The organism is Streptomyces buecherae, assembly GCF_014295035.1.
GTDB classification, from domain to species: domain Bacteria; phylum Actinomycetota; class Actinomycetes; order Streptomycetales; family Streptomycetaceae; genus Streptomyces; species Streptomyces youssoufiensis.
In genome coordinates, this window is record NZ_CP060404.1 from 7919606 (window position 1) to 7940022 (window position 20417).

Annotated in this window: 20 protein-coding genes; 8 read left to right on the forward strand and 12 right to left on the reverse strand. The window is 74.7% G+C overall.

Features of this window, described 5'->3' with window-relative positions:
- Positions 1–133: 133 nt before the first annotated feature.
- Positions 134–1636, forward strand: coding sequence for an SCO1417 family PLP biosynthesis transcription factor (locus H7H31_RS31400; RefSeq protein WP_187061204.1), 1503 nt, complete (start codon positions 134–136; stop codon positions 1634–1636).
- Positions 1637–1670: 34 nt separating this feature from the next.
- Here the strand turns inward: H7H31_RS31400 and H7H31_RS31405 are convergent, their stop codons facing one another.
- Together H7H31_RS31405 and H7H31_RS31410 are read right to left on the reverse strand one after the other, a co-directional pair.
- Positions 1671–3236 (reverse strand): hypothetical protein, encoded by a 1566-nt coding sequence (locus H7H31_RS31405; protein WP_187118181.1) that lies wholly within the window; start codon positions 3234–3236, stop codon positions 1671–1673.
- A gap of 29 nt (positions 3237–3265) precedes the next feature.
- Positions 3266–3460, reverse strand: a complete 195-nt coding sequence (locus H7H31_RS31410) for a hypothetical protein (RefSeq protein WP_176160394.1) — start codon at positions 3458–3460, stop codon at positions 3266–3268.
- Between the two features lie 238 nt (positions 3461–3698).
- Here H7H31_RS31410 and H7H31_RS31415 point away from each other — a divergent pair, with 238 nt between their 5' ends.
- Positions 3699–4139, forward strand: coding sequence for an ankyrin repeat domain-containing protein (locus tag H7H31_RS31415; RefSeq protein WP_187059763.1), 441 nt, complete (start codon positions 3699–3701; stop codon positions 4137–4139).
- A 153-nt stretch (positions 4140–4292) separates the two neighbouring features.
- Entirely contained in the window at positions 4293–5684 is a 1392-nt protein-coding gene (locus tag H7H31_RS31420) for an amidase (RefSeq protein WP_187059764.1), read from the forward strand.
- Positions 5685–5780: 96 nt separating this feature from the next.
- Here H7H31_RS31420 and H7H31_RS31425 read toward each other — a convergent pair whose 3' ends face one another.
- The 9 genes from H7H31_RS31425 to H7H31_RS31465 form a co-directional block, all read right to left on the reverse strand.
- Positions 5781–6530: a LutC/YkgG family protein gene (locus tag H7H31_RS31425; RefSeq protein ID WP_187065034.1), complete on the reverse strand. Its 750-nt coding sequence runs from the start codon at positions 6528–6530 to the stop codon at positions 5781–5783.
- Entirely contained in the window at positions 6527–8002 is a 1476-nt protein-coding gene (locus tag H7H31_RS31430) for a lactate utilization protein B (protein WP_187065071.1), read from the reverse strand. The genes H7H31_RS31425 and H7H31_RS31430 overlap by 4 nt, the downstream gene beginning before the upstream one ends.
- 17 nt (positions 8003–8019) lie before the next feature.
- Positions 8020–8772 carry a (Fe-S)-binding protein gene (locus tag H7H31_RS31435; RefSeq protein WP_187065035.1) on the reverse strand — a complete coding sequence of 251 codons (753 nt, stop codon included), beginning with the start codon at positions 8770–8772 and terminating at the stop codon, positions 8020–8022.
- Between the two features lie 235 nt (positions 8773–9007).
- Complete coding sequence (locus H7H31_RS31440; RefSeq protein ID WP_232110397.1) at positions 9008–10063, reverse strand: NAD(P)-binding domain-containing protein; 1056 nt, start codon at positions 10061–10063, stop codon at positions 9008–9010.
- Between the two features lie 329 nt (positions 10064–10392).
- Positions 10393–11595, reverse strand: coding sequence for an LLM class flavin-dependent oxidoreductase (locus tag H7H31_RS31445; RefSeq protein WP_187065037.1), 1203 nt, complete (start codon positions 11593–11595; stop codon positions 10393–10395).
- Positions 11595–12632 carry an ABC transporter substrate-binding protein gene (locus H7H31_RS31450; RefSeq protein ID WP_187065038.1) on the reverse strand — a complete coding sequence of 346 codons (1038 nt, stop codon included), beginning with the start codon at positions 12630–12632 and terminating at the stop codon, positions 11595–11597. The genes H7H31_RS31445 and H7H31_RS31450 overlap by 1 nt, the downstream gene beginning before the upstream one ends.
- Entirely contained in the window at positions 12629–12811 is a 183-nt protein-coding gene (locus H7H31_RS31455; protein WP_187065039.1) for a hypothetical protein, read from the reverse strand. The genes H7H31_RS31450 and H7H31_RS31455 overlap by 4 nt, the downstream gene beginning before the upstream one ends.
- Positions 12812–12816: 5 nt before the next feature.
- The gene (locus tag H7H31_RS31460; RefSeq protein WP_232110172.1) at positions 12817–13803 is read right to left on the reverse strand and encodes an ABC transporter ATP-binding protein; all 987 of its coding nucleotides are present in this window, start codon (positions 13801–13803) and stop codon (positions 12817–12819) included.
- Positions 13776–14585, reverse strand: a complete 810-nt coding sequence (locus tag H7H31_RS31465; protein WP_187065040.1) for an ABC transporter permease — start codon at positions 14583–14585, stop codon at positions 13776–13778. Before H7H31_RS31465 ends, H7H31_RS31460 begins: the two co-directional genes overlap by 28 nt.
- Positions 14586–15505: 920 nt before the next feature.
- Between H7H31_RS31465 and H7H31_RS31470 the strand changes: the two genes are divergently transcribed.
- From H7H31_RS31470 to H7H31_RS31490, 5 genes are all read left to right on the forward strand, one after another.
- Entirely contained in the window at positions 15506–16174 is a 669-nt protein-coding gene (locus H7H31_RS31470; protein WP_187065041.1) for a hypothetical protein, read from the forward strand.
- A gap of 1 nt (position 16175) precedes the next feature.
- A complete protein-coding gene (locus tag H7H31_RS31475; RefSeq protein ID WP_187065042.1) occupies positions 16176–16679 on the forward strand; it encodes a phage holin family protein in 504 nt (167 codons plus the stop codon).
- Positions 16655–17353 (forward strand): DUF3618 domain-containing protein, encoded by a 699-nt coding sequence (locus H7H31_RS31480; RefSeq protein ID WP_187065043.1) that lies wholly within the window; start codon positions 16655–16657, stop codon positions 17351–17353. Before H7H31_RS31475 ends, H7H31_RS31480 begins: the two co-directional genes overlap by 25 nt.
- 181 nt (positions 17354–17534) lie before the next feature.
- Positions 17535–18539, forward strand: a complete 1005-nt coding sequence (locus H7H31_RS31485; protein ID WP_232110173.1) for a YihY/virulence factor BrkB family protein — start codon at positions 17535–17537, stop codon at positions 18537–18539.
- Positions 18540–18581: 42 nt separating this feature from the next.
- On the forward strand, positions 18582–19001 hold the full coding sequence (locus H7H31_RS31490) for a YjbQ family protein (protein ID WP_187065045.1): 420 nt from the start codon (positions 18582–18584) through the stop codon (positions 18999–19001).
- A gap of 230 nt (positions 19002–19231) precedes the next feature.
- On the opposite strand, the gene H7H31_RS31495 is transcribed toward H7H31_RS31490, so the two are convergent.
- On the reverse strand, positions 19232–20107 hold the full coding sequence (locus H7H31_RS31495) for a S1 family peptidase (RefSeq protein WP_187065046.1): 876 nt from the start codon (positions 20105–20107) through the stop codon (positions 19232–19234).
- Positions 20108–20417: the final 310 nt, after the last annotated feature.

Here is a 20417-nt window from a genome sequence, read left to right on the forward strand (position 1 = left end):
CGGGGGTCGCGCCGCCCGCGTGGTGGGTGCGCGGATGGGCGTTGAGGTGGTGGCAGTGGCCTGTCTCGTGACACCCTGTGGCCCGGGAGTAGGCCACTTCCAGAGCCAATCTCGGAAAGGTGGACTGGTGATCATGGGTGAGTGGACCTCTGCGGTGGGGGCCCCGCAGTTGGCGCGGCTCCTGGCGTCGCAACGTCCGGCGGGAGCCACCGAGGTGCCCGGGCGCCGGGTACCCGCCTACCGGGCGCTGGCCGACGGTGTGCGGCTGCTCGTCCTGGAGGGCCGGCTGCCGGTGGCCGCGCGGGTTCCGGCCGAGCGGGAACTCGCCGCCGCCCTCGCCGTCAGCCGCACCACCGTCGCCGCCGCGTACGAGGCGCTGCGAGGCGAGGGCTTCCTCGCCTCGCGCCGCGGGTCGGGCAGTTGGACGGCCGTGCCGGCGGGCAACCCGCTGCCCACCCGGGCCCTGGAGCCGCTGCCGCCGGAGGCCGCCGGTTCGGTGATCGACCTCGGCTGCGCGGCGCTGCCCGCGCCCGAGCCGTGGCTGACGCGCGCGGTGGGCGGCGCGATGGAGGCGCTGCCGCCGTACGCCCACACGCACGGTGACTACCCCGCCGGCCTGCCCGCCCTGCGGCAGGCGCTCGCGGACCGCTACACCGAGCGCGGCATCCCGACCATGCCGGAGCAGATCATGGTCACCACCGGGGCGATGGGCGCGGTGGCCGCCATCTGCCGCCTCATGGTCAGACCCGGGGAACGCGTGGCCGTCGAGTCCCCCTCGTACGCCAACGTCCTCCAGCTCATGCGCGAGATGGGCACCCGGCTGGTGCCCGTCGCCATGGCCGACGGGTTGCGGGGCTGGGACGTCGCGGGTTGGCGGCAGGTGCTGCGGGACGCCGCGCCGCGGATGGCCTACGTCGTCGCCGACTTCCACAACCCGACCGGCGCGCTCGCCACCGACGAGCAGCGGCGCGACCTGGTCGAGGCCGCGCGCTCGGCCGGCACCGTACTCGTGGTGGACGAGACGATGGCCGACCTGCCGTTGGAGCCGGACGTGCGGATGCCCAAGCCGGTCTCCGCGTTCGACCCCGCGGGCAATGCCGTGATCACCCTGGGCAGCGCGAGCAAGGCGTTCTGGGGCGGGCTGCGGATCGGCTGGGTGCGGGCCGCGCCCGAGGTGATCCGCACGCTGGTCGCGGCCCGCGCGTACGCCGATCTCGGCACGCCCGTCATCGACCAGCTCGCCGTGAACTGGCTGCTGGGCAACGGCGGTTGGGAGGAGGCGGTGGCCGTGCGACGGGCCGGCGCGCGGGAGAACCGGGACGCCCTGGTGGCCGCGCTCGAACGGCACCTGCCGGACTGGGAGTTCACGATCCCCCGGGGCGGGCTCACGCTGTGGGTGCGCACCGGCGGCCTGTCCGGATCGCGTATCGCCGAGGCCGGCGAACGGCTCGGGGTGCGCGTCCCGTCCGGGCCGCGCTTCGGCATCGACGGGGCGTTCGAGGGGTATGTGCGGCTGCCGTTCACGGTCAGCGGCGCGGTCGCCGACGAGGCCGCCGTCCGCCTGGCGTCCGCGGCGCGCCTGGTGGCGACGGGGGTCGGCGCGGAGGGCGAATCGACGCGGCTGTTCGTGGCGTAGTCGTACGGTGCCGCGCGCCCGCCGTGGCCGGGCGTCAGCGCGGGGTCGGTGGCGGCGCGGTCGACGGCACGGCCTCCGTCGCCGACGGGACCGTGGCGTACCCCGGCAGCAGGGCGAGGACCGCCCCGCGCTGGGCCTCGCTGGTGGCGTCGTCGTACGGGTCGGGCGTGGCGGGGACCTGGAGGCGGTAGACCGGGCCGTCGCCGAGCCGGGCGAAGCCGCGACCCGGCGGCGTGTCGGGCACCGGCGAGGTGGGCGGCGGCGCGCCGAGCGTGCGGTGGAGCTGTTCGTACGAGGCGGGCCCGAGCACCACGCGGGCGCGGGTGGCGGCGGCGACGTACGGGCCGAGGGACTCGGCCCCGTCGGGCTGCTCGGCGATGACGACGCTGATGTGCGCGGGCCGGCCGTGCCGGAGCGGGCCGCGTAGCAGTTCCTGGGGGCCGGGGCGGCCTTTGGTCGACGTCAGGTGGGTGAGGGCGGCGGGTCGGTCCACCACGAGCCACAGCGGCCGGCGGATGTCGTCGGGGGCGGGCTGGCCGAGGCGCCGGGCCTCGTGGGCGCGGACGAGTCGCCGCTCGGTCTCGTGCGCGGCCCACTCCAGGGCGGCCAGCGCGCCGGCCGGGTCGCTCTCCACGGCCAGGACGCCGGACCGGCCGTGCAGGAAGCCGTAGCCGCCGCTGCCCGCGCCGTCGACGACCAGGACGTCGGCGTGCGGCAGGGCCTGGAGCAGCAGCGAGCGCAGCAGGGTGGTGGTACCGCTGCCCGGCCGGCCGAGGGCGAGCAGGTGCGGTTCGGTGGACCGGGCGCCGGTGCGCCACAGCACCGGCGCCGCGTGCTGGTCGGCCCGCCCGTCGAGGTCGGTCACCGGTACGGTGCGCCGCACCGCGTCCGGGTCGGTGAAGCCCAGGACCGCCTCGCCGGGCGCCGTCACGAAGCGCTGGGCGCACAGGGTGGCGGGCAGGGCGGGCAACACGCTGAGGGTGAGCCGGCCCGCCTCCTGGTCCCAGTCGAAGCGGTACTCGCGGCCCCGCCCGCACTTCGCGGCCAGCAACCGTTCGACGCGCCACCGCGCCACGGGGTCGCCGTCCGCGAAGTAGGCGGGGTAGCGCAGCGCCAGGTGTGTGGGCCGCCCGTCGTCCGCGAAGGCGTACTCCTCGAAGGTCGTCTCCCAGGTGCGGGCGTACGCGTACAGCGGGTCGGGGTCGTCGGGCGCGCCGAAGTGCGGCACGAGCGCCTCGTACAGCGTGCGCAGCCGCGCGGCCTCGGCCTCGGTGGGCGTGTTGCGCAGCGCCGACCGCTCGCGGCCGGCCCAGCCCGCCGCGGCCAGCAGGCCGACCAGCGCCAGCAGCGGCCCGTACGGCGCGAGGCCGACGGCCAGGGCGCCGGCCGCGCCGAAGAACAGCGTGGGGCCGCGCCGCTCCCGTGGGGTCCGCTGCCACCCGCGGCGGCCGGCGGCGGCGAGCGCCCGTAGGCCGCGCGCCACGACCAGCAGCGGGTGCAGGACGTCGGCGACGCCGCCGGCGGCGGTGCGCGCGAGGGCGCGCCCACGGGCGAGTGGGGCCTGGGCGATCGGGGGGCGGGGGAGCGCGGGGCGGGCCACGGGCGGCCTCCAGGGCTGGCGGTGGGCGGTCAGATCCTGATGTCGCCCAGCAGGTCGGCGAGGCTGGCGCTGCCGGCCTGGATGCTGGGCGCGATCGCCGTGCCGGCCAGGTAGAAGCCGAACAGGGCGCAGACGATGGCGTGTGATGCCTTGAGGCCGTCCTTACGGAAGAACAGGAAGACGATGACGCCGAGCAGCACGACGCCGGAGATGGAGAAGATCATGACGGGTCTCCTGATGAATGTGGACGATCACCGCGAGTGACACAAGACTCACAGAAAGGACGAAAGTGAGAAAGTTGCGAATGGGTGATTTATCAGTCAATTCACTCGCGCGTGAGTGATGATCGATCCGTAGGGTGGGAGTGCGGCGCGGACCGGAACCGCGGCGCCTCGATGCGGCGATCGGGGCTCTCCCGCACCTGGGGGTGGGCCCTCCTCGACAGAGCGAAGGGCGGATTTCATGACCGAACACGGCGGTGCCAGCGCACAGGGCGGGGTGGACCCGAACGTCGAGCCGGCGCACGATCCGGAGGTGCTGCAACTGGCGGCCAAGGTCTTCGACCTGGCCCGGCACGGCGACACGGACACGCTGGCCGCGTACGTGGACGCCGGGGTCCCCGCCAACCTCACCAACGACCGCGGCGACTCGCTGGTCATGCTCGCCGCCTACCACGGCCACGCGCCGGCCGTGGAGGCGTTGCTCCAGCGCGGCGCCGACCCGGACCGCGCCAACGACCGGGGCCAGACGCCGCTGGCGGGCGCGGTGTTCAAGGGCGAGGACGAGGTCGTCCGGCTGCTCGTGCGGCACGGCGCCGACCCGTCGGCCGGCGCGCCCTCGGCCATTGAGGCGGCCCAGGTCTTCGGCCGCCCGGACCTGGTGGGGCTGTTCACCGAGGACTGAGGGCGGCCGGTGGCGGGCCGCGCCGGGCCCGGGCCAGCCCGGCGCGGCCCCGCCCTGGCCGGTAACGGCCCTCCCCGAGGGGCGCGTTCGGGCGCCGCGGCGACCGCCGCGTGCGGGCCGGCCGGTGGCGGGCGCCGCCGTACGCTGTCCGCCATGGCAGACAGAGATGAGCTGATCAGGCGCCGTCCGTTGGTGGCCGAGGTCGCGGCGCTCCGCTCGGGGGAGCGGGACCCGCTCGCGCACGTCGAGCGGACCTGCGATCGGATAGCCGCGATCGATGGCCGGATACGTGCGTTCGTCGCCGAGCCGGACCGGCGTGGGCGGCTGCGGGCCGAGGCCGCCGCGGTCCGGGCCCGCTGGCCCGAGCCGGCCGGGCGGCCCGCGCTGTTCGGCGTACCCGTCGGCGTGAAGGACATCATGCACGCCGACGGGCTGGCCACGGGCGCCGGCTCGGCCGTGCCCGCCGGCGAACTGACGGGAGAGCAGTCGACGGTGGTGGCGCGGCTGCGCGCGGCCGGGGCCGTCGTGGCGGGCAAGACGGTGACCGCCGAGTTCGCGGTCACGGCCCCGGGCCCCACCCGTAACCCGCACCATCTCGACCACTCGCCGGGCGGTTCCAGCAGTGGCTCCGCGGCGGCCGTCGCGGCGGGCATGGTGCCGCTGGCGGTCGGCACCCAGACCGTGGGCTCGATGATCCGGCCGGCGGCCTACTGCGGCGTCGTCGGCTTCAAACCCAGCTACGACCGCGTTCCCGTGGCCGGTGTCATCGCCAACGCGCCCAGCCTGGACACGCTCGGCCTTTTCGCCGCCGACGTGGCCGGTGTGGCCCACGCGGCGGCGGTGGTGTGTGACGACTGGCGCGCCGACGCGGCGCGGGAGGCGACCGGCGCCGGGCGCGCGCTGCCCGTGCTCGGCGTGGCCACGGGCCCCTACCTCGACCGCGCGGACGCGGACGCCGTGGCGGCCTTCGACAGGCAGGTCGAACGCCTGCGGGCGGCCGGGTTCACGGTGCGCCGGGTGCCGTTCATGCCGGACTTCGACGCCGTCTACGCCCAGCAGTTCGTCGTCAACCGGTACGAGGTGGCCCGCACGCACGCCCAGTGGTTCCCCCGCTTCGGCCACCTCTACCGCCCCGAGACCGTCGCCGCCATCCGGCAGGGCCAGCAGGTGGCGGAGGCCGACTACGCGGCGGCCCGGGAGCACCAGCGGGCGTTCCGCGACCGGGTGCACGCCACGCTGGCCGCCGAGGGCATCGACCTGTGGATCACCCCGGCCGCCACCGGCACGGCGCCCAGGGGGCTGGCCACCACCGGCAACTCGGTGATGTGCCTGCCGTGGTCGTACGCCGGGGTGCCGGCGCTCACCGTACCCGCCGGCAGCCTGGCCCCCGGGCTGCCGCTCGGCGTGCAGTGCGTGGCCCGCGCCGGCGCCGACGAGGAGTTGCTGGGTTGGGCGCCGGCGATCGAGGCGGTCACGACCACCGACGCCACGGCCATCGACAACGCCATCGACAACGCCACCGACGCGGCGGCCGGCACCGGCTGACCGCCGGCGACGGCGCGCTGCCTGTCCGCCGCGCCGCCCGCCCGCCCGCCGCCCGTCCGCCGCGCCGTGCGCCCGTGGCGGGTGGGGCGCGGCCGGTCAGCGGGGGCTCGGCGGGGCGGTGGGCGACGCGTCGGCCGACAGGAGGACGACGTCCAGGGCGCGCGGGCCGTGCACCCCCTCCACCCGGCTCAGCTCGATGTCGCTGGTGGCCGACGGGCCGGAGATCCAGGTCAACGGGCGGTGCGGAACCAGGCGCTCCAACGCCTGCGGCAACGAGTCCACCACCTGCTCCGGCACGTGCACGACGCACACGTGGTGGTCGGGTACGAGCGTGAGCTGACGCCGGCCCTGCCCGGGGCCCGCGTCGAGGACGAGCGTGCCGGTCTCGGCGATCGCCACCGCGCACCCGGTCACGACGCTGTCCACCGCGTCGAGGTCGCGGGCCGTCAGGGCGGGCGTGTCGGGGACCGGGGTGGCGGCGGACGCGGACAGCCAGTCGGCGGGCAGCCCCTCGGGCACCGCCACGCGGCGCGCGCCCCGTGCGGCGAGCAACGCCGCGAGGGTGCCGGGCAGCCCGGCCGCGTCGGTGCGGTGCACGTGGGCCCGGTAGTCCGCCAGGTGCGTCGCGAGCAGTCCGACCCGCTCGGCCGCCGTGCGCTCGCCGTGCACCCGCAGATAGTCCCGGGCCACGCCGTCCCGGGGCGCGCCACCCGGGGCCGTGCCGTCCCGCCCGGGCTCGCCGCCGGCGTGCGCCGCGCCGCCTCGCGCCGCGGCGCCGGGGTGCTCCTCGCCCACGTCGGCCAGCGCCCGGCGTACCCGGCCAAGGATCCGTTCCCTGCCGCTCATGCCGTCCCCCGATCGCCACGGGTGCGCTGCCACCAGTCGCGGAAGGACTCCGCCGGCACCTCGGGCAGATCGCGGCTGCGCGTCCAGGCGCGGCCGGGGCCCGGCAGGCGTCTGGGGTGCAGCGCGCGGGTACGCGAGGCCAGCCGCTGGCCGGCGCGGAGCGCGCGCGGGTGCTCGAAGGCCCAGCGGGCGGCGCGCATGGCGGCCCGCTCGGCCGCGTGGCCCCGGGCCGGTCGGATCACCGCCCGCGTGCCGCGCACCGTCACCGGGCCGCCCTCGACCACCCGCTCCCGGAGCCGCACCAGGACCTCGGGGATGTCGATGGCGACCGGGCAGACCTCGTAGCAGGCGCCGCAGAGCGAGGAGGCGTACGGCAGGGACGCGTCCAGCGCGCTGACGGTGCCCCGGAGCTGCGGCGTCAGGATCGCGCCGATCGGTCCCGGGTAGGCGGACCCGTAGGCGTGGCCGCCGGCGCGCTCGTAGACGGGGCACACGTTGAGGCAGGCGGAGCAGCGGATGCAGCGCAGGGCCTGGCGTCCCACCTGGTCGGCGAGCGCGTCGGTGCGGCCGTTGTCGAGCAGGACCAGGTGGAAGGCGGCGGGGCCGTCGTCGTCCGTGACGCCGGTCCACATCGAGGTGTAGGGGTTCATGCGCTCGGCGGTCGAGGAGCGCGGCAGCAGTTGCAGGAAGACCTCCAGGTCCCGCCAGGAGGGGATGACCTTCTCGATGCCGACGACCGAGATCAGCGTCTCGGGCAGGGTCAGGCACATCCGGCCGTTGCCCTCGGACTCGACGACGACCAGGGTGCCGGTCTCGGCGACGACGAAGTTGGCGCCGGAGACGGCGACCTTGGCCGACAGGAACTTCTCCCGCAGGTGCAGCCGCGCGGCCTCGGCGAGTTCGGCCGGCTCGTCGGTGAGCCCGGCCGGCGCCGGGCGGCCCCAGCGGCTCATCTGGGTACGGAAGATGTCGCGGATCTCGGCGCGGTTGCGGTGGATGGCGGGCACCAGGATGTGCGACGGCAGGTCCTGGCCGAGCTGCACGATCAACTCGGCCAGATCCGTCTCGTACGCCGTGATCCCGGCCGCCGCCAGCGCCTCGTTGAGGCCGATCTCCTGGGTGGCCATCGACTTGACCTTGACCACCTCGCGCTCGCCGGTCTCCCGCACCAGGCGGGTGACGATGGCGTTGGCCTCGGCGGCGTCGACGGCCCAGTGCACCTGGCCGCCGGCGGCCGTGACGGCGGCCTCCACCTGTTCCAGGTAGTGGTCGAGGTGGCGCAGGGTGTGGTCCTTGATGGCGGCGCCCGCCGCGCGCAGCTCGCCCCAGTCGGCGAGTTCGGCGACGGCCGCGGCGCGCTTGGCCCGGATGGTGTGCGTGGCGTGCCGCAGGTTGTTCCGCAGCGTGGTGTCGCGCGTGGAGTGCTCGGCCGCGTCGGGGAACGCGGGGGCGGCGCCGGGCGGGGCGGGCATGCCGAGGTGGATACGGGTCACAGCACCCTTCCTTCCGTACTGGCCAGGATCTCCGCGAGGTGGACGGGGCGCACGGCCGAGCCCCGGCGGGACAGGGTGCCGCCGATGTGCGTCTGGCACGAGTTGTCCACGGTGCACACCACGTCGGCCCCGGTGGCGTCGATGGCGCGGGCCTTGTCGGCGCCCATGGCGGCCGAGACGGCGGCGTTCTTGACGGCGAACGTGCCACCGAAGCCGCAACACTCGTCGGCCCCCGCCAACTCCACCAGCCTGAGCCCCCGCACCTGGCGCAGCAGGGCCAGCGGCCGGTCGCCCAGGCCCAGCATGCGCAGCCCGTGGCAGGTGGGGTGGTAGGTGACGGTGTGCGGGTAGTACGCGCCCACGTCGGTCACCCCGAGGACGTCCACCAGGAACTCCGTCAGCTCGTACGTCCGTGGCACGACGCTCGCCGCCGCCTCGGCCAGCGCACCGCCCCGGCCCTCGGCCCGCGCCCTGGCCCCCAGACGCGGATAGTTGTCCCGCACCATGGCGACGCAGGAGCCGGAGGGGGTCACGATGTGGTCGTAGCCCGCGAAGACCTCGGCGTAGTGGCGCAGCAGCGGTTCGCTCTCGTGCCGGTACCCCGTGTTGTACTGCGGCTGGCCGCAGCAGGTCTGGGCGGCGGGGAAGTCCACCTCGACCCCCAGCCGCTCCAGGAGGGTGACGACGGCCTGGCCGGTGCGCGGGTAGAGGGTGTCGTTGACACAGGTGACGAAGAGGGCAACGCGCACGGACGCTCCTTCCGGCCCGGCCCGTCTCGCGAGGTGCCCTGGCCCTTCCGGTTCGGCCTGCCTCGGCCGGTGGCGCCGGCAGACCACCGGGGCGGGCCCGGAACGTGATCAACCGCGGAGGTCATCCTGCCGCAGCCGAGGTGCGGTGTGAAGTATGACCGGGCCGCCACTCGCGCGCGCCGGCCGGCGCCGTTCGCCCGGTTGGCGGGCCGCCTCCGGAGCGCGTGCCCCGTGCTCAGGCGGCGACCGGCGTGGGCTGGCCCAGCAGCCGGTGGATCTCCCGTACGGCCGCGCCGCCGGCCCGGTTGGCGCCGATGGTGCTGGCCGAAGGGCCGTACCCGACGAGGTGGACGCGCGGGTCGCGGACGGCCCGGGTGCCGTCCAGGGCGATGCCGCCGCCCGCCTCGCGCAGCCGCAGCGGCGCCAGGTGCTCGACGGCCGGGCGGAAGCCGGTGGCCCACAGCACCACGTCCGCCTCGACGAACCGGCCGTCGTCCCAGGCCACGCCGGAGCGGGTGAGCCGGTCGAACATGGGCCGCCGGTCCAGGACGCCCGCCGCCCGGGCCCGCTCCATCGCCTCCGTCATCGGCAGCCCGGTCACGGAGACCACGCTGCGCGGCGGCAGGCCGCGCCGCACCCGCTCCTCGACCATGGCCACGGCGGCGCGCCCCTCCTCCGGGCCGAACGGGCCGCTGCGGAACAGCGGCGGGCGCCGGGTCACCCAGGTGGTCTCCGCCGCGACCTCGGCGATCTCCAGCAGGTGCTGCACGGCGGAGGTGCCGCCGCCGACCACGACGACCCGCTGCCCGGCGAACGCCGCCGGCCCCGGGTACCGCGCGGTGTGCAACTGGCGGCCGGCGAACGTCTCCTGGCCCGGGTAGCGCGGCCAGAACGGGCGGTCCCAGGTGCCGGTCGCGTTGATCACGGCCCGGGGCGCCCAGTCGCCCACCGAGGTGCGCACCAGCAGCCGCCCGTCCGCCCCGTCGCGCACCGAGCTGACGTCCACCGGCCGGCGCACCGGCAGCTCGAAGGCGCGCTCGTACGCGGCGAAGTACGCGCCGATCACCTCGGACGAGGGCCGCTCGGGGTCGGCCCCGGTCAGCTCCATGCCCGGCAGCGCGTGCATCCCGTGCACCTTGCCGTACGTCAGGGTCGGCCAGCGGAACTGCCAGGCGCCGCCCGGCGCGGGGGAGTGGTCGAGCACGACGAAGCCCGTGTGCGGCTCGTAGCCGCGCCTGCGCAGGTGGTACGCGCTGGAGAGACCGGCCTGACCAGCGCCGATGACGAGCACGTCGAGCGGCGTCGGCGGCGCGTGCCGCGCCTCGCCGCCGCTGCCGCCGTCCGCCGCCCGGCCGACTCCGGTCTCTCGCTCCCGCACCACCCCAGTGTTGTTCACGCTTCTACTAACTTGGGCGGCGTGAGAAATCTTCCCGTGGTGCTCGGGGGCCTACGGCGGCATGCCGCTCCAGCACGGCCACCCGCGCGCGCCGCGGCGCGCTCCGTGACGCCCCCAGCTTTCCGTACGCCCCGGCCCCGGGAGAGAGCCCGCGTGCGCCCCGGAAGAGAGCCCGCCCGGCCCCGCCACTCGCTGGCTGGGCCGGACGGGAGCACCGCTGCCCCTCACCGCCCCCCGGCGACCAGCAGCGGTGCGCCACCCGGCGTGGACGCCGGGTGGCCGTGGGTGAGGGGCGCCCGCGCGCCCCCGGTCGAAGTCGCCAGCAGCCCGCGCGCCGCCAACTCGGGCGCGACGCCCTCGCCGAACCAGTACGCCTCCTCCAGATGCGGATAGCCCGACAGCACGAAGTGGTCGATGCCCAGCGCGTGGTACTCCTCGATCCGGTCGGCGACCTCCGCGTGGCTGCCGACCAGCGCCGTGCCCGCGCCACCCCGCACCAGGCCGACGCCCGCCCACAGGTTCGGCGCGATCTCCAGCTTGTCGGGCGAGCCGCCGTGCAGCGCCAGCATCCGCTGCTGGCCCACCGACTCGCTGCGCCCGAGCGCCCGTTGGGCGGCGGCGACCGTCTCCGCGTCGAGGTCGTCGAGCAGCCGGTCGGCGACGGCCCACGCCTGCTTCGCCGAGTCCCGCGAGATGGTGTGCAACCGGATGCCGAACCGGACGTCGCGCCCCGCGCGCTCGGCGAGCCCCCTGATCCACCCGATCTTCTCCCGCACCTGCGCCGGCGGCTCGCCCCAGGTCAGGTACACATCGGCGTGCTCCGCCGCGACCGGCCCCGCCGCCGGCGACGAGCCCCCGAAGAAGACGGGCGGCAGCGGGTCGGGCGGCAGCGCCGTCAGCCCGCCCTCGATCCGGTAGTGCTCGCCGGCGAAGTCGTACGGCTCGCCGCGCCACGCCCCCCGCACCACCGACAGGAACTCCGCCGTGCGCGCGTACCGCTGGTCGTGGTCCAGGTGGTCGCCGAACCGGCGCTGCTCGGTGGAGTCGCCGCCGGTCACCACGTTCAGCAGCAGCCGCCCGCCGGTGATCCGCTGGTAGGTGGCCGCCATCTGCGCGGCGAGCACCGGCGAGAGCACCCCGGGCCGGAAGGCGACCAGGAATTTCAGCCGCTTCGTGTGCTGGGCCAGGGCGGCCGTCGTCAGCCAGGCGTCCTCGCACCAGGTGCCGGTGGGCGTCAACACCGCCTCGAAGCCGAGGTGTTCGGCGGCCTTGGCGATCTGCGTCAGGTAGTCGATGTCGGGCGCGCGCACCCCGCTCACCGGCCCGATGCCCGAGCGTCCGGTGTCGGCGGCGGCGTAGGCGTGCCGATCCACCAGGGTGCGGCCGTCGCCGCCGGTGGGCAGGAACCAGTGCAGGTGGATGGACATCAGTGGCCCTTTCCGTAGGAGCGGGGCGCCGCGGTGGACGGTGGCAGCCCGGCGTTGAAGCGGGTGTCCACGAAGTCCCGGAAGGAGAACCGGCGTGGGGTCAGGCCCAGCTCGGCGAAGGTGTCGGCGATCTTCTGCTCGGAGGCGACCGCGGCCTCGTCCACGGCGACGGTGACCCGGGTGCCGTGCGAGCGGCGCACCGAGTCGAGCGCCGTCTCGTACGGCAGTCCCGTCTCCTTCGCCCACACCCTGGCCCACTCCTCGGGGTGCTTGAACACCCAGTCCTGGGCGCGGTGCAACCGGCGCAGGTAGTCGGCGATGGCCTTGGACTTCTCGCCGTCGTCGAGCGCCGCCGGGGCGGCCACCTGGAAGCCGAGACCGTTCACCACCCCCTGCCCCGTCGTGAGCACCCGGGCGTCGGCCTGCCGCAGGGCCTGTGAGGTGTACGGGTCCCAGATCGCCCAGGCGTCCACCTTGCCCCGGGTGAACGCGGCCAGCGCGTCGGCGGGTTGGAGGAGGCTCACCTTCACGTCGTCGATCGACAGGCCGGCCCTGGCCAGCGACGCGGTGAGTTGGTAGTGCGCCGAGCTGCCCTGGGCCACCGCGACCGACTTCCCCTTGAGGTCGGCGACCGTCCGTAGCTCCGAGCCCTTCTTGACCACGATCGCCTCGCCGTACGAGGTGCCGTGCGTCGCCGCGATCACCTTGATCCTCGACTTCGCGGCGGCGGCGAACACCGGCGGGGTGTTGCCCACGGCCCCGATGTCCACCGCCTTGGCGTTGACCGCCTCAAGCAGCGGTGGACCCGAGGTGAAGGTCGACCAGCGGATCTTGTACGGCAGGTCGTCCAGCTCGCCGGCGGCCCGCAACACCGCCTCCGAGCCGCCCTTCTGGTCGCCCACGTTGAGGGTCACCGAACCCTTGCCGTCGGTGTTGCCCCCGCCCGAGTTCGCGGACGAGGAGCCCGAGCAGCCCGTGAGGAGCAGGACCAGCGGGAGCAGCAGGGCGGGAAGGGCGATGGCGGTGCGCGCGCTCATGACAGCGAGTCCGTTCGGGTGCGGCGGTGGTCGGCGATCCGGGGGCGGGTGGGCGTCGCGGCGCGCGGAGCGCCGTCGGGGTCGCGGCGGGTGCTGCCGCGCGGGCAGTGCGGCCCGCGCCCCCTCGGCGGCACGCGGGGCGCGCCAGCCGCCGGGCTCATGCGGTCCGTGAGGTCCATGTGGCTCACCCCTCCTTCCGGACGGCGTCCGACACGACGTCCGACACGACGTCCGACGCGGCGTCCGACACGGCGTTTGTCACGGCCTCCGCGGTGACGGCGGGGCCGACCGGAGCCGCCACGCCGAGCCGGTCGAGCAGTTCGGCGCGCAGCGCGGTGAACGCCGGGTCGCCCGCGTCGCGCGGCCGATCCAGGCCCACCGGCGTCTCGTACGCGATGACCCCGCGATCCATCACCAGCACGCGATCGGCCAGCGACACCGCCTCGTCGACATCGTGCGTCACGAGCAACACAGCGCAGCCGCGCCGCTGCCAGACGTCGGCGACCAGCCGCTGCGCCGTGATCCGGGTCAGCGCGTCCAGCGCGCCGAAGGGCTCGTCCAGCAGCAACAGATCCGGCTCGCGTACCAACGCCCGGGCCAGCGAGGCGCGTTGGGCCTCACCGCCAGACAGCGTCTTGGGCCAGGCGGTGGCGCGTTCGGTGAGCCCGACCTCGGCCAGCGCGCGCTCCGCGGTGGTCCGGTCGGGACGCCCCGGAAGGCCGAGCAGTACGTTGCGCCACACCCGCTTCCACGGCATCAACCGGGGCTGCTGGAAGGCGACCGCGCGGGCCCGCGGCACCCGGACCAGCCCCTCGATCTCGCGGTCGAGCCCGGCCAACACGCGCAGCAGCGTGGACTTGCCGCACCCACTCCGGCCGAGCAGGGCCACGAACTCGCCCGGGCGCACGGTCAGATGGAGGTCGTCGATGACCCGCCGGCCGCCGAAGGACCGGCTGAGCCCGGCGACCTCGATGGCGACAGCCGCACCCTCGTCCGGCGCACCCACGCTCTGGTCGGCCGTGTCGCCACCGGGGCCGCGCGCGCCCTCGGGTCGCGGTCCACGTGCCGACGCGGGGCCGTCCGTGTGGGGCGCGTCCACCTCCGGAGCCGGGGCCCGGCCGATGGCCGTCTTCTCCAGGGGGCCTATGCGCCCGTGAACGTCGGTCGCCATTGCAGCAACAGCCTTTCGAGAGTACGGACCACGAAGTCGGCGAGCAGCCCGAGGACCGCGTAGACGAGCAGGCAGACGACGATCACGTCGGTCTGGAAGAACTCCCGCGCCCGGTTGAGCAGGAAGCCGATGCCCTCGTCGGCGTTGATCGTCTCGCCGAAGACCAGCGCCAGCCACGCGGTGGCCAGCGAGTACCGCAGCCCGGTCATCGCGCCGGGCAACGCGCCCGGCAGCACGACGTGCCGCACCAGGCCCCACCGGTTCAGCCCGAGCGCGGTGCCGGCCTCGATGAGCCCGGTGTCCACGCCGCGGATGCCCGCGTAGACGTTGAGGTAGAGGTGGAAGGCGACGCCGAGCGCGATGAGCGCGATCTTCGGCGCCTCGCCGATACCGAGCCAGATGATGAACAGCGGGATCATCCCGACCCAGGGAATGCTGCGCAGCATCTGCACGCTGGCGTCGATCAGGTCCTCGCCGAGCCGGGAGAGCCCGGACAGCAGGGCGAGGGCGATGCCGACGAGGCCACCGAGCGCGAGCCCGATCGCCACCCGCTGGACGGACACCGCCATGGCGTCGGGCAGGGTGCCGTCCCGGGTCATGTCGGCCGCGGTGCTGGCGATGGTGCCGGGCGAGGCGAGCGTGTCGGGGCTGAGGACTCCCGTCGCGCTGCACACCTGCCACAGGGCGAGCAGGGCGAGCGGACCGGTGGCGCGGCGCAGCCAGCGCGGCACGGACCGGCGGCGCGCGGACAGGGGGACGACCGGTTCGAGGACCGGAGACATGGGGGCTCCACGGGAGTGGGTAGGCCAGGGCGACCCGCCGCGTGCGGCGCGAGGCACGCACCCGGGGCCCGGGCGAGCGGAGAGGGAGCGGCGACCCGTACGCCGACGCCGACGACCTGCGCCGACTGACGCCGACGAGCGCGCGGGTGCCGGGAAGGCCGGCCCACACCGTCCCGATCAGGGGCCGGTCGGGCGCGGCGGCCGGGCCGTCAGCGTGCGGGAGAACGCCGAGGAAGGCGCGCGGGGAAGCGGGAAAGGAGGAGGAAGAGAGAACGAACCGTCAGCGGGCGCGGCGACACGCGGCGGATGCCACCCGCAGCAGGTCGATGTGACCGCGCGTGGTGAGCAGGGCTGACGTAGACATGCGCTCGAACGTAGCGACGCCCCTCGTATGGGTCAACGCCCGTCTCGCCTGCCGGACCTTTGTGACGGCGGCCTTGCGGGGGCGTGTACCGACCGCACGACCGTGCGCACTGGTCGCCGACGGGCAGGGCAGCAGCGGGCGCGGGCGCTCCCGGCACCCACGCGTCCGGGCTCCGTCGAGGGCCGCCGCGCCGGGACCGTAGAGCGGTCGCGGGCTTTTCCGTCGCGGCGCGGTTGTTTCGTACCTCCGAGGGTGGGTTACCCGGACGATCCGAACCTCGACGCCGGGCGGCGGCCGGCCCCGGCGTCACGGTGGCCCCACGGGGGTCGGGCGTGGCCCGCGACGGAGCGGACACCCCGCTCCGCGCGCGGGTCGTCACGCTACGGCTCCCGCTGCCGCACGACAGACCCGAAGGAGGACCACACCCGGTCGGCAAACGGGCCGAACGGCCCGAGTGAGCCGAGGACCCGAACAAGCCGAAGCGAAGCCGAGCCGACAAGCCGAGCCGACAGCCCTCACCGGCTGGACGGCCGCGACAGGCGACAGAGGAGGACTCGTGAGTGGTGAGCCCGCGAACACTGGTACGGAGCGTGTGCAACAGGCCGGGCAGGCGGCGAAGGACGAGGCGTCGGCGACGGCCGGACACGCCAAGGAGGCCGCCGGCGAGGTCGCGGGCACCGCGGCGCAGCAGGCCAGGGCCGTGACGGACGAGGCCAAGCAGCAGGCCGGCGCGGCGGTGCACGACCTCAAGGGGCGCATCGCCGACGAGGCGGAGGGCCAGGCCGACCGCATGGCGCACACCCTGCGGCAGTGGTCGGACGACCTGGCCGGGCTCGCGCGCAACGCGCCCGACGACTCGCCCGCCCGGAGCCTGGTCTCCCAGGCCGCCGACGGCGGCCACCGCGCCGCCGACTACCTGGACCGACAGGGGGTCAGCGGCCTGGTCGACGACCTCCAGGGGTTCGCCAGGCGGCGGCCCGGTGCGTTCCTGGGCGGGGCGGTGCTGGCCGGCGTGGTCGTCGGCAGGCTCGTGAAGGCCGGCAGCGGCTCGAACGGCCGGGCCACCACCAGCGGTGGCGCCTCGTACGACGGCGCCCGCGACGCTGGCCGAGGCCCCGGCGCCGAGCGCCCGCTGGCCACCGGCGGCCGGGGATCGCCCGAGGACGGGCAGGCCCTGCCGCGCGGCTCCGACCACCCGGAACTGCTCGGATACCCGGAGAGGTGACATGTCGACTTCCACTTCCACATCCACCCGGCCGCGTCAGTACCCCAGCGCGGTCCAGGACCGGGCGCCGGACCTCGACGGGCACGGCGCCACCCGGCACGAGACGTACGAGTCCTACCGCCCCGCGAAGAACCGGTCGGTCGGCGAGCTGGTGTCCGACGTGACCTCGGACGTCCAACAACTCTTCCGGCAGGAAGTGGAGTTGGCGAAGGCCGAGGTGCGGGAGGAGGCCACGAAGGCGGGCAAGGCGGCGGGCATGTTCGGCGGCGCCGGGTTCGCCGGGTACATGGTCGCCGTGCTGCTGTCGCTGACGGCGGTGTTCGCCCTGGCCAACGTGATGGACCTGGCCTGGGCCGCGCTGATCGTCACCGGCATCTGGGCAGTGATCGGAGCGGTTCTGTTCCTGCGGGGCCGCGCCCAGATGAGGACCGTGTCACCGAAGCCGGAACGCACCATGGAAACCCTCAAGGAGGACGCGCGATGGGCACGTCACCCGATCGGATAAGGGCCGACATCGAGACCACCCGGGCCAAGCTGTCCGCTGACCTCGATCGGCTCGCTGACCGCACCAGCCCCCGCCGCGTGGCTCACCGCCGCGGGCGTCGGATGCGCAACTCGGTCACCGGCATGCGAGAACGCGTCATGGGAACCGCGTCGCACGCCACCGACCAGGCCGGGGACCGCGCCCAGCAGGCGAGCGACCGGGCCCAACAGGCGGCGGAGTCCGCCCGCGAGGGCGTGGGCCAAGCGGCCGACACCGCCAAGCAGGCGGCCGGCCAGGCGAGCGACGCGGTCCGCCAGGCGCCCGAACAGGCGGTGGCCCAGACGCAGGGCAACCCGCTCGCGGCCGGCCTGATCGCCTTCGGCGCCGGGATGCTCGTCGCCTCGCTGGCCCCGGCGTCCCGCGCCGAGGAGCAGGCGGCGGCCCAGCTCACCGAGCATGCCAGCGGCGTGATCGAACCGGTCAAGCAGGCCGCCACCGAGTCCGCCCAGCACCTCAAGAAGGAAGCCACGGACACGGCGAAGCACGCCGCCGACGAGGTCAAGGGGACGGCGTCCAAGGCCGCCCGGACCACCCAGGAACACGCCCGCGAACAGGCGGGCGACGTCACCGACCACGCCCGGCGCTCCGGGGCCAACGTGGCCGACGAGGCCCGCGAGGGCGGCGGACAGACGTAGCGGACCGGCGTGGCGACCACGGCAGCCCCCCGACCAAGCGCGAGCGCCCCCACCCTGCGGCGGCGCGGAACGGAGCTGGTGAACCACCATGGCGTTGCACAAGGCAGGACCGAAGCGACGGCATCCATCCAGGCCCCACGGGCCGGATGAGCCCGCGCCGCCGCAGGCCGGGGGCGCCTCCGTGGGAGGCGGCCCCGCCGCTGCCGGCGACCCGCCGGCAGCGGGCCGGTCGGCCCAGGCGCCGCACGGGGACCAACCCCACGCGGACCAACCCGCCAAGGCGCCGACGGACCTGCCCAGCCGGTCCTGGAAGGCCGTCCTCAAGCGCACGATCAAAGAGTTCAAGGACGACAACCTCAGCGACTGGGCCGCGGCCCTGACCTACTACGGCATCCTGTCCATCTTCCCCGCCGTCATCGCCCTGCTGTCGATCGTCGGGTTGCTCGGTACCTCGCAGGTCAACTCGCTGATCGACAACGTGCGCGAGCTGGCGCCCGGTGCCGTGCAGGACACCCTGGTGAGCATGTTGGAGCAGATGCGCGACGGGCAGGGCAAGGCGGGCATCGCCCTGGCCATCGGTGTCCTGGTCGCGCTGTGGTCGGCCTCGGGTTACGTCGCCGCCTTCATGCGCGCCTCCAACGCGGTCTACGACATCGGCGAGGGCCGCCCGGTCTGGAAGACGCTGCCGACGCGCCTGGGCATCACCATCGTGGTGGTCCTGTTGCTCGCGGCCATCGCCGTGGGCGTGGTCTTCACCGGCACGCTGGCCAAGAAGGCGGGCGAGGTCATCGGCGTCGGCGACACCGCCGTCACGGTCTGGAACATCGCCAAGTGGCCGGTGATGCTGCTGCTGTTCAGCGTGATCGTCGCCCTGCTGTACTGGGCCGCCCCCAACGTCAAGCGCAGTATGCGCTGGGTCAGCCCGGGCAGCCTCATCGCCGTCCTCATCTGGATCGTCGCGTCGGCCGGCTTCGCGGTGTACGTGGCGAACTTCGGCAGCTACAACAAGACCTACGGCAGCCTCGCCGCGGTCATCATCTTCCTGGTCTGGCTGTGGATCTCCAACCTGGCCATCCTGCTGGGCCTGGAGTTCAACGCGGAGCTGGAACGCAGCCGCGCCATCCACAGCGGCCACCCACCCACCGAGGAGCCGTACGTCGAACCCCGCGACACCCGCAAGTTGTGACCCCACCCCACGGCGTCGGGTGAGGAGCGGCAGGATGAAGCCATGAGCCCATTCACCACCCACGTCCTCGACCTCACCACCGGCTCCCGGGAGACGGTCACCGACCTGACCTCGGCGTGCGCCGACTTCCTGCACGAGGCAGCCGCCGGCCGGGACGGCCTGCTGAACGTCTTCGTCCCGCACGCCACGGCCGGCGTCGCCGTCCTGGAGACCGGCGCGGGCAGCGACGACGACCTCCTGGCCACCCTGCGCGACCTCCTCCCGGCCGACGACCGCTGGCGCCACCGCCACGGCACCCCGGGCCACGGCCGCGACCACGTCCTGCCGGCACTGGTGGCACCGCACGCGACGTTGCCGGTGGTGGGTGGGGAACTGGCGCTGGGGACGTGGCAGTCGGTGTGTCTGGTGGACACGAACGTCGACAACCCGCGGCGACAGGTGCGGCTGAGCTTCCTGGGCTGACCACGATCAACCTGTGCCAGCACGCGTGTGTGCGGGGCCCCTGGGAGGGCCCCGCACCGTGCGCTGTGACCGTGGAGTCGACCGCAGGCGCAGAAGACGCGGCGGCCCGGGTGCCGCGTCTGGCGCCGCTGCGAGGCTAGGCCCGATGCTCGTCACCCTCGCGGTGGTTGACGGCTTCGCCGGGTGACTTCCCGGGTCAGCCAGGCGGGTGTGAGTGTCAGGCCGTGCGGTCAGCCCCTGGTCAACTGGGTCTTGACCCAGTCACCCATCTCGTTGGTGAGCCGTCCCCACGCGCCGTAGCTGGTGCAGCCGGTCTTCACCCACGAGGCGACGCCGACCACGACGCCGTCCACGACCAGCGGGCCGCCGCTGTCACCCTGGCAGATGCCGTCGTGGCCGTTCGCGTACCCGGCGCAGATCATGGTCGCGTCCTTGAAGTTGCCGAAGGCGCCGCAGGTGTTGCGCCCGTCCACGATCGGCAGGCTGGCCTTCTTCACTCGTGCGTACTGGTTCTCACCCAGGCGTACGCGGCCGTAGCCGATCGCGGTGCCGGTCTTGCCCGGCTTGGACAGGCTGCTGTCGGCCGACGTGGCGAACCTGGCGTACTGGCCGCCCTTGACCGGGATCGTCTGCTTGGTCTTGACGACGGCCACGTCGTAGCCGGTCGGCCGGCCGTCCGGTGACGAGTACTTGGGGTGCTGGGTGTAGGACTCGACGTCGATCTTCACTCCTCCCGCCGGTTTGGTGAGGTCGTCGGCTCCGTAGAAGAAGGACTTGGCGCCGTCGCCGTTCTTGCAGTGCGCGGCGATCAGGATCGTCTTCGGGCCGATCACCGATCCCGTACACGTCTGGCCCATCGGGCGCTGCCCGCCCTCGCGCAACGCGGCGATGATGTAGGGGTACTCGGCGACCGTGGTGGGCTGGCCCCCGACGATTCTGGTGTGCGCCTCGCTGGGCGCGGGCGCCGTGTCGGTCGGGTTGACCGCCCGCGTGCGGTGGGTGGTGTCGCCGGTCGCCGCCTGAGCACCCCCGGACAACAGTGGTGCGACGGCAAGGGCCGCGACCGTGAGGCTGGCCACCTGGTTCAGCCGCTTGGTTCTGCTCATGCTGTTCCTCTCTCCGTGGATGCCCGCCATGGGGCGGGCGGCCCCCAACCGGCTGGCAGCACCCGCTGACCCCGGCTCCATGGCCACGCCACCGCGCTGGCGTGGCGTAGAGCCGCGTCGTTCGTCGCGTGTCGGAGGCGCTGTCGGGGCCTGGTTCCCGCCGCGGTTCGGACTCCGTCGTCTGATCCCGGCCCCGAGACGCCTGGGCCGGTTCGCTGTGGGGAACCTTGTCGGGTGCATGTCGTGGTGGGGGGATGAAAGGACCGTAGAGGCGGTACGCGAGGGGGACAATCCGTGTTTTCATCCGTAG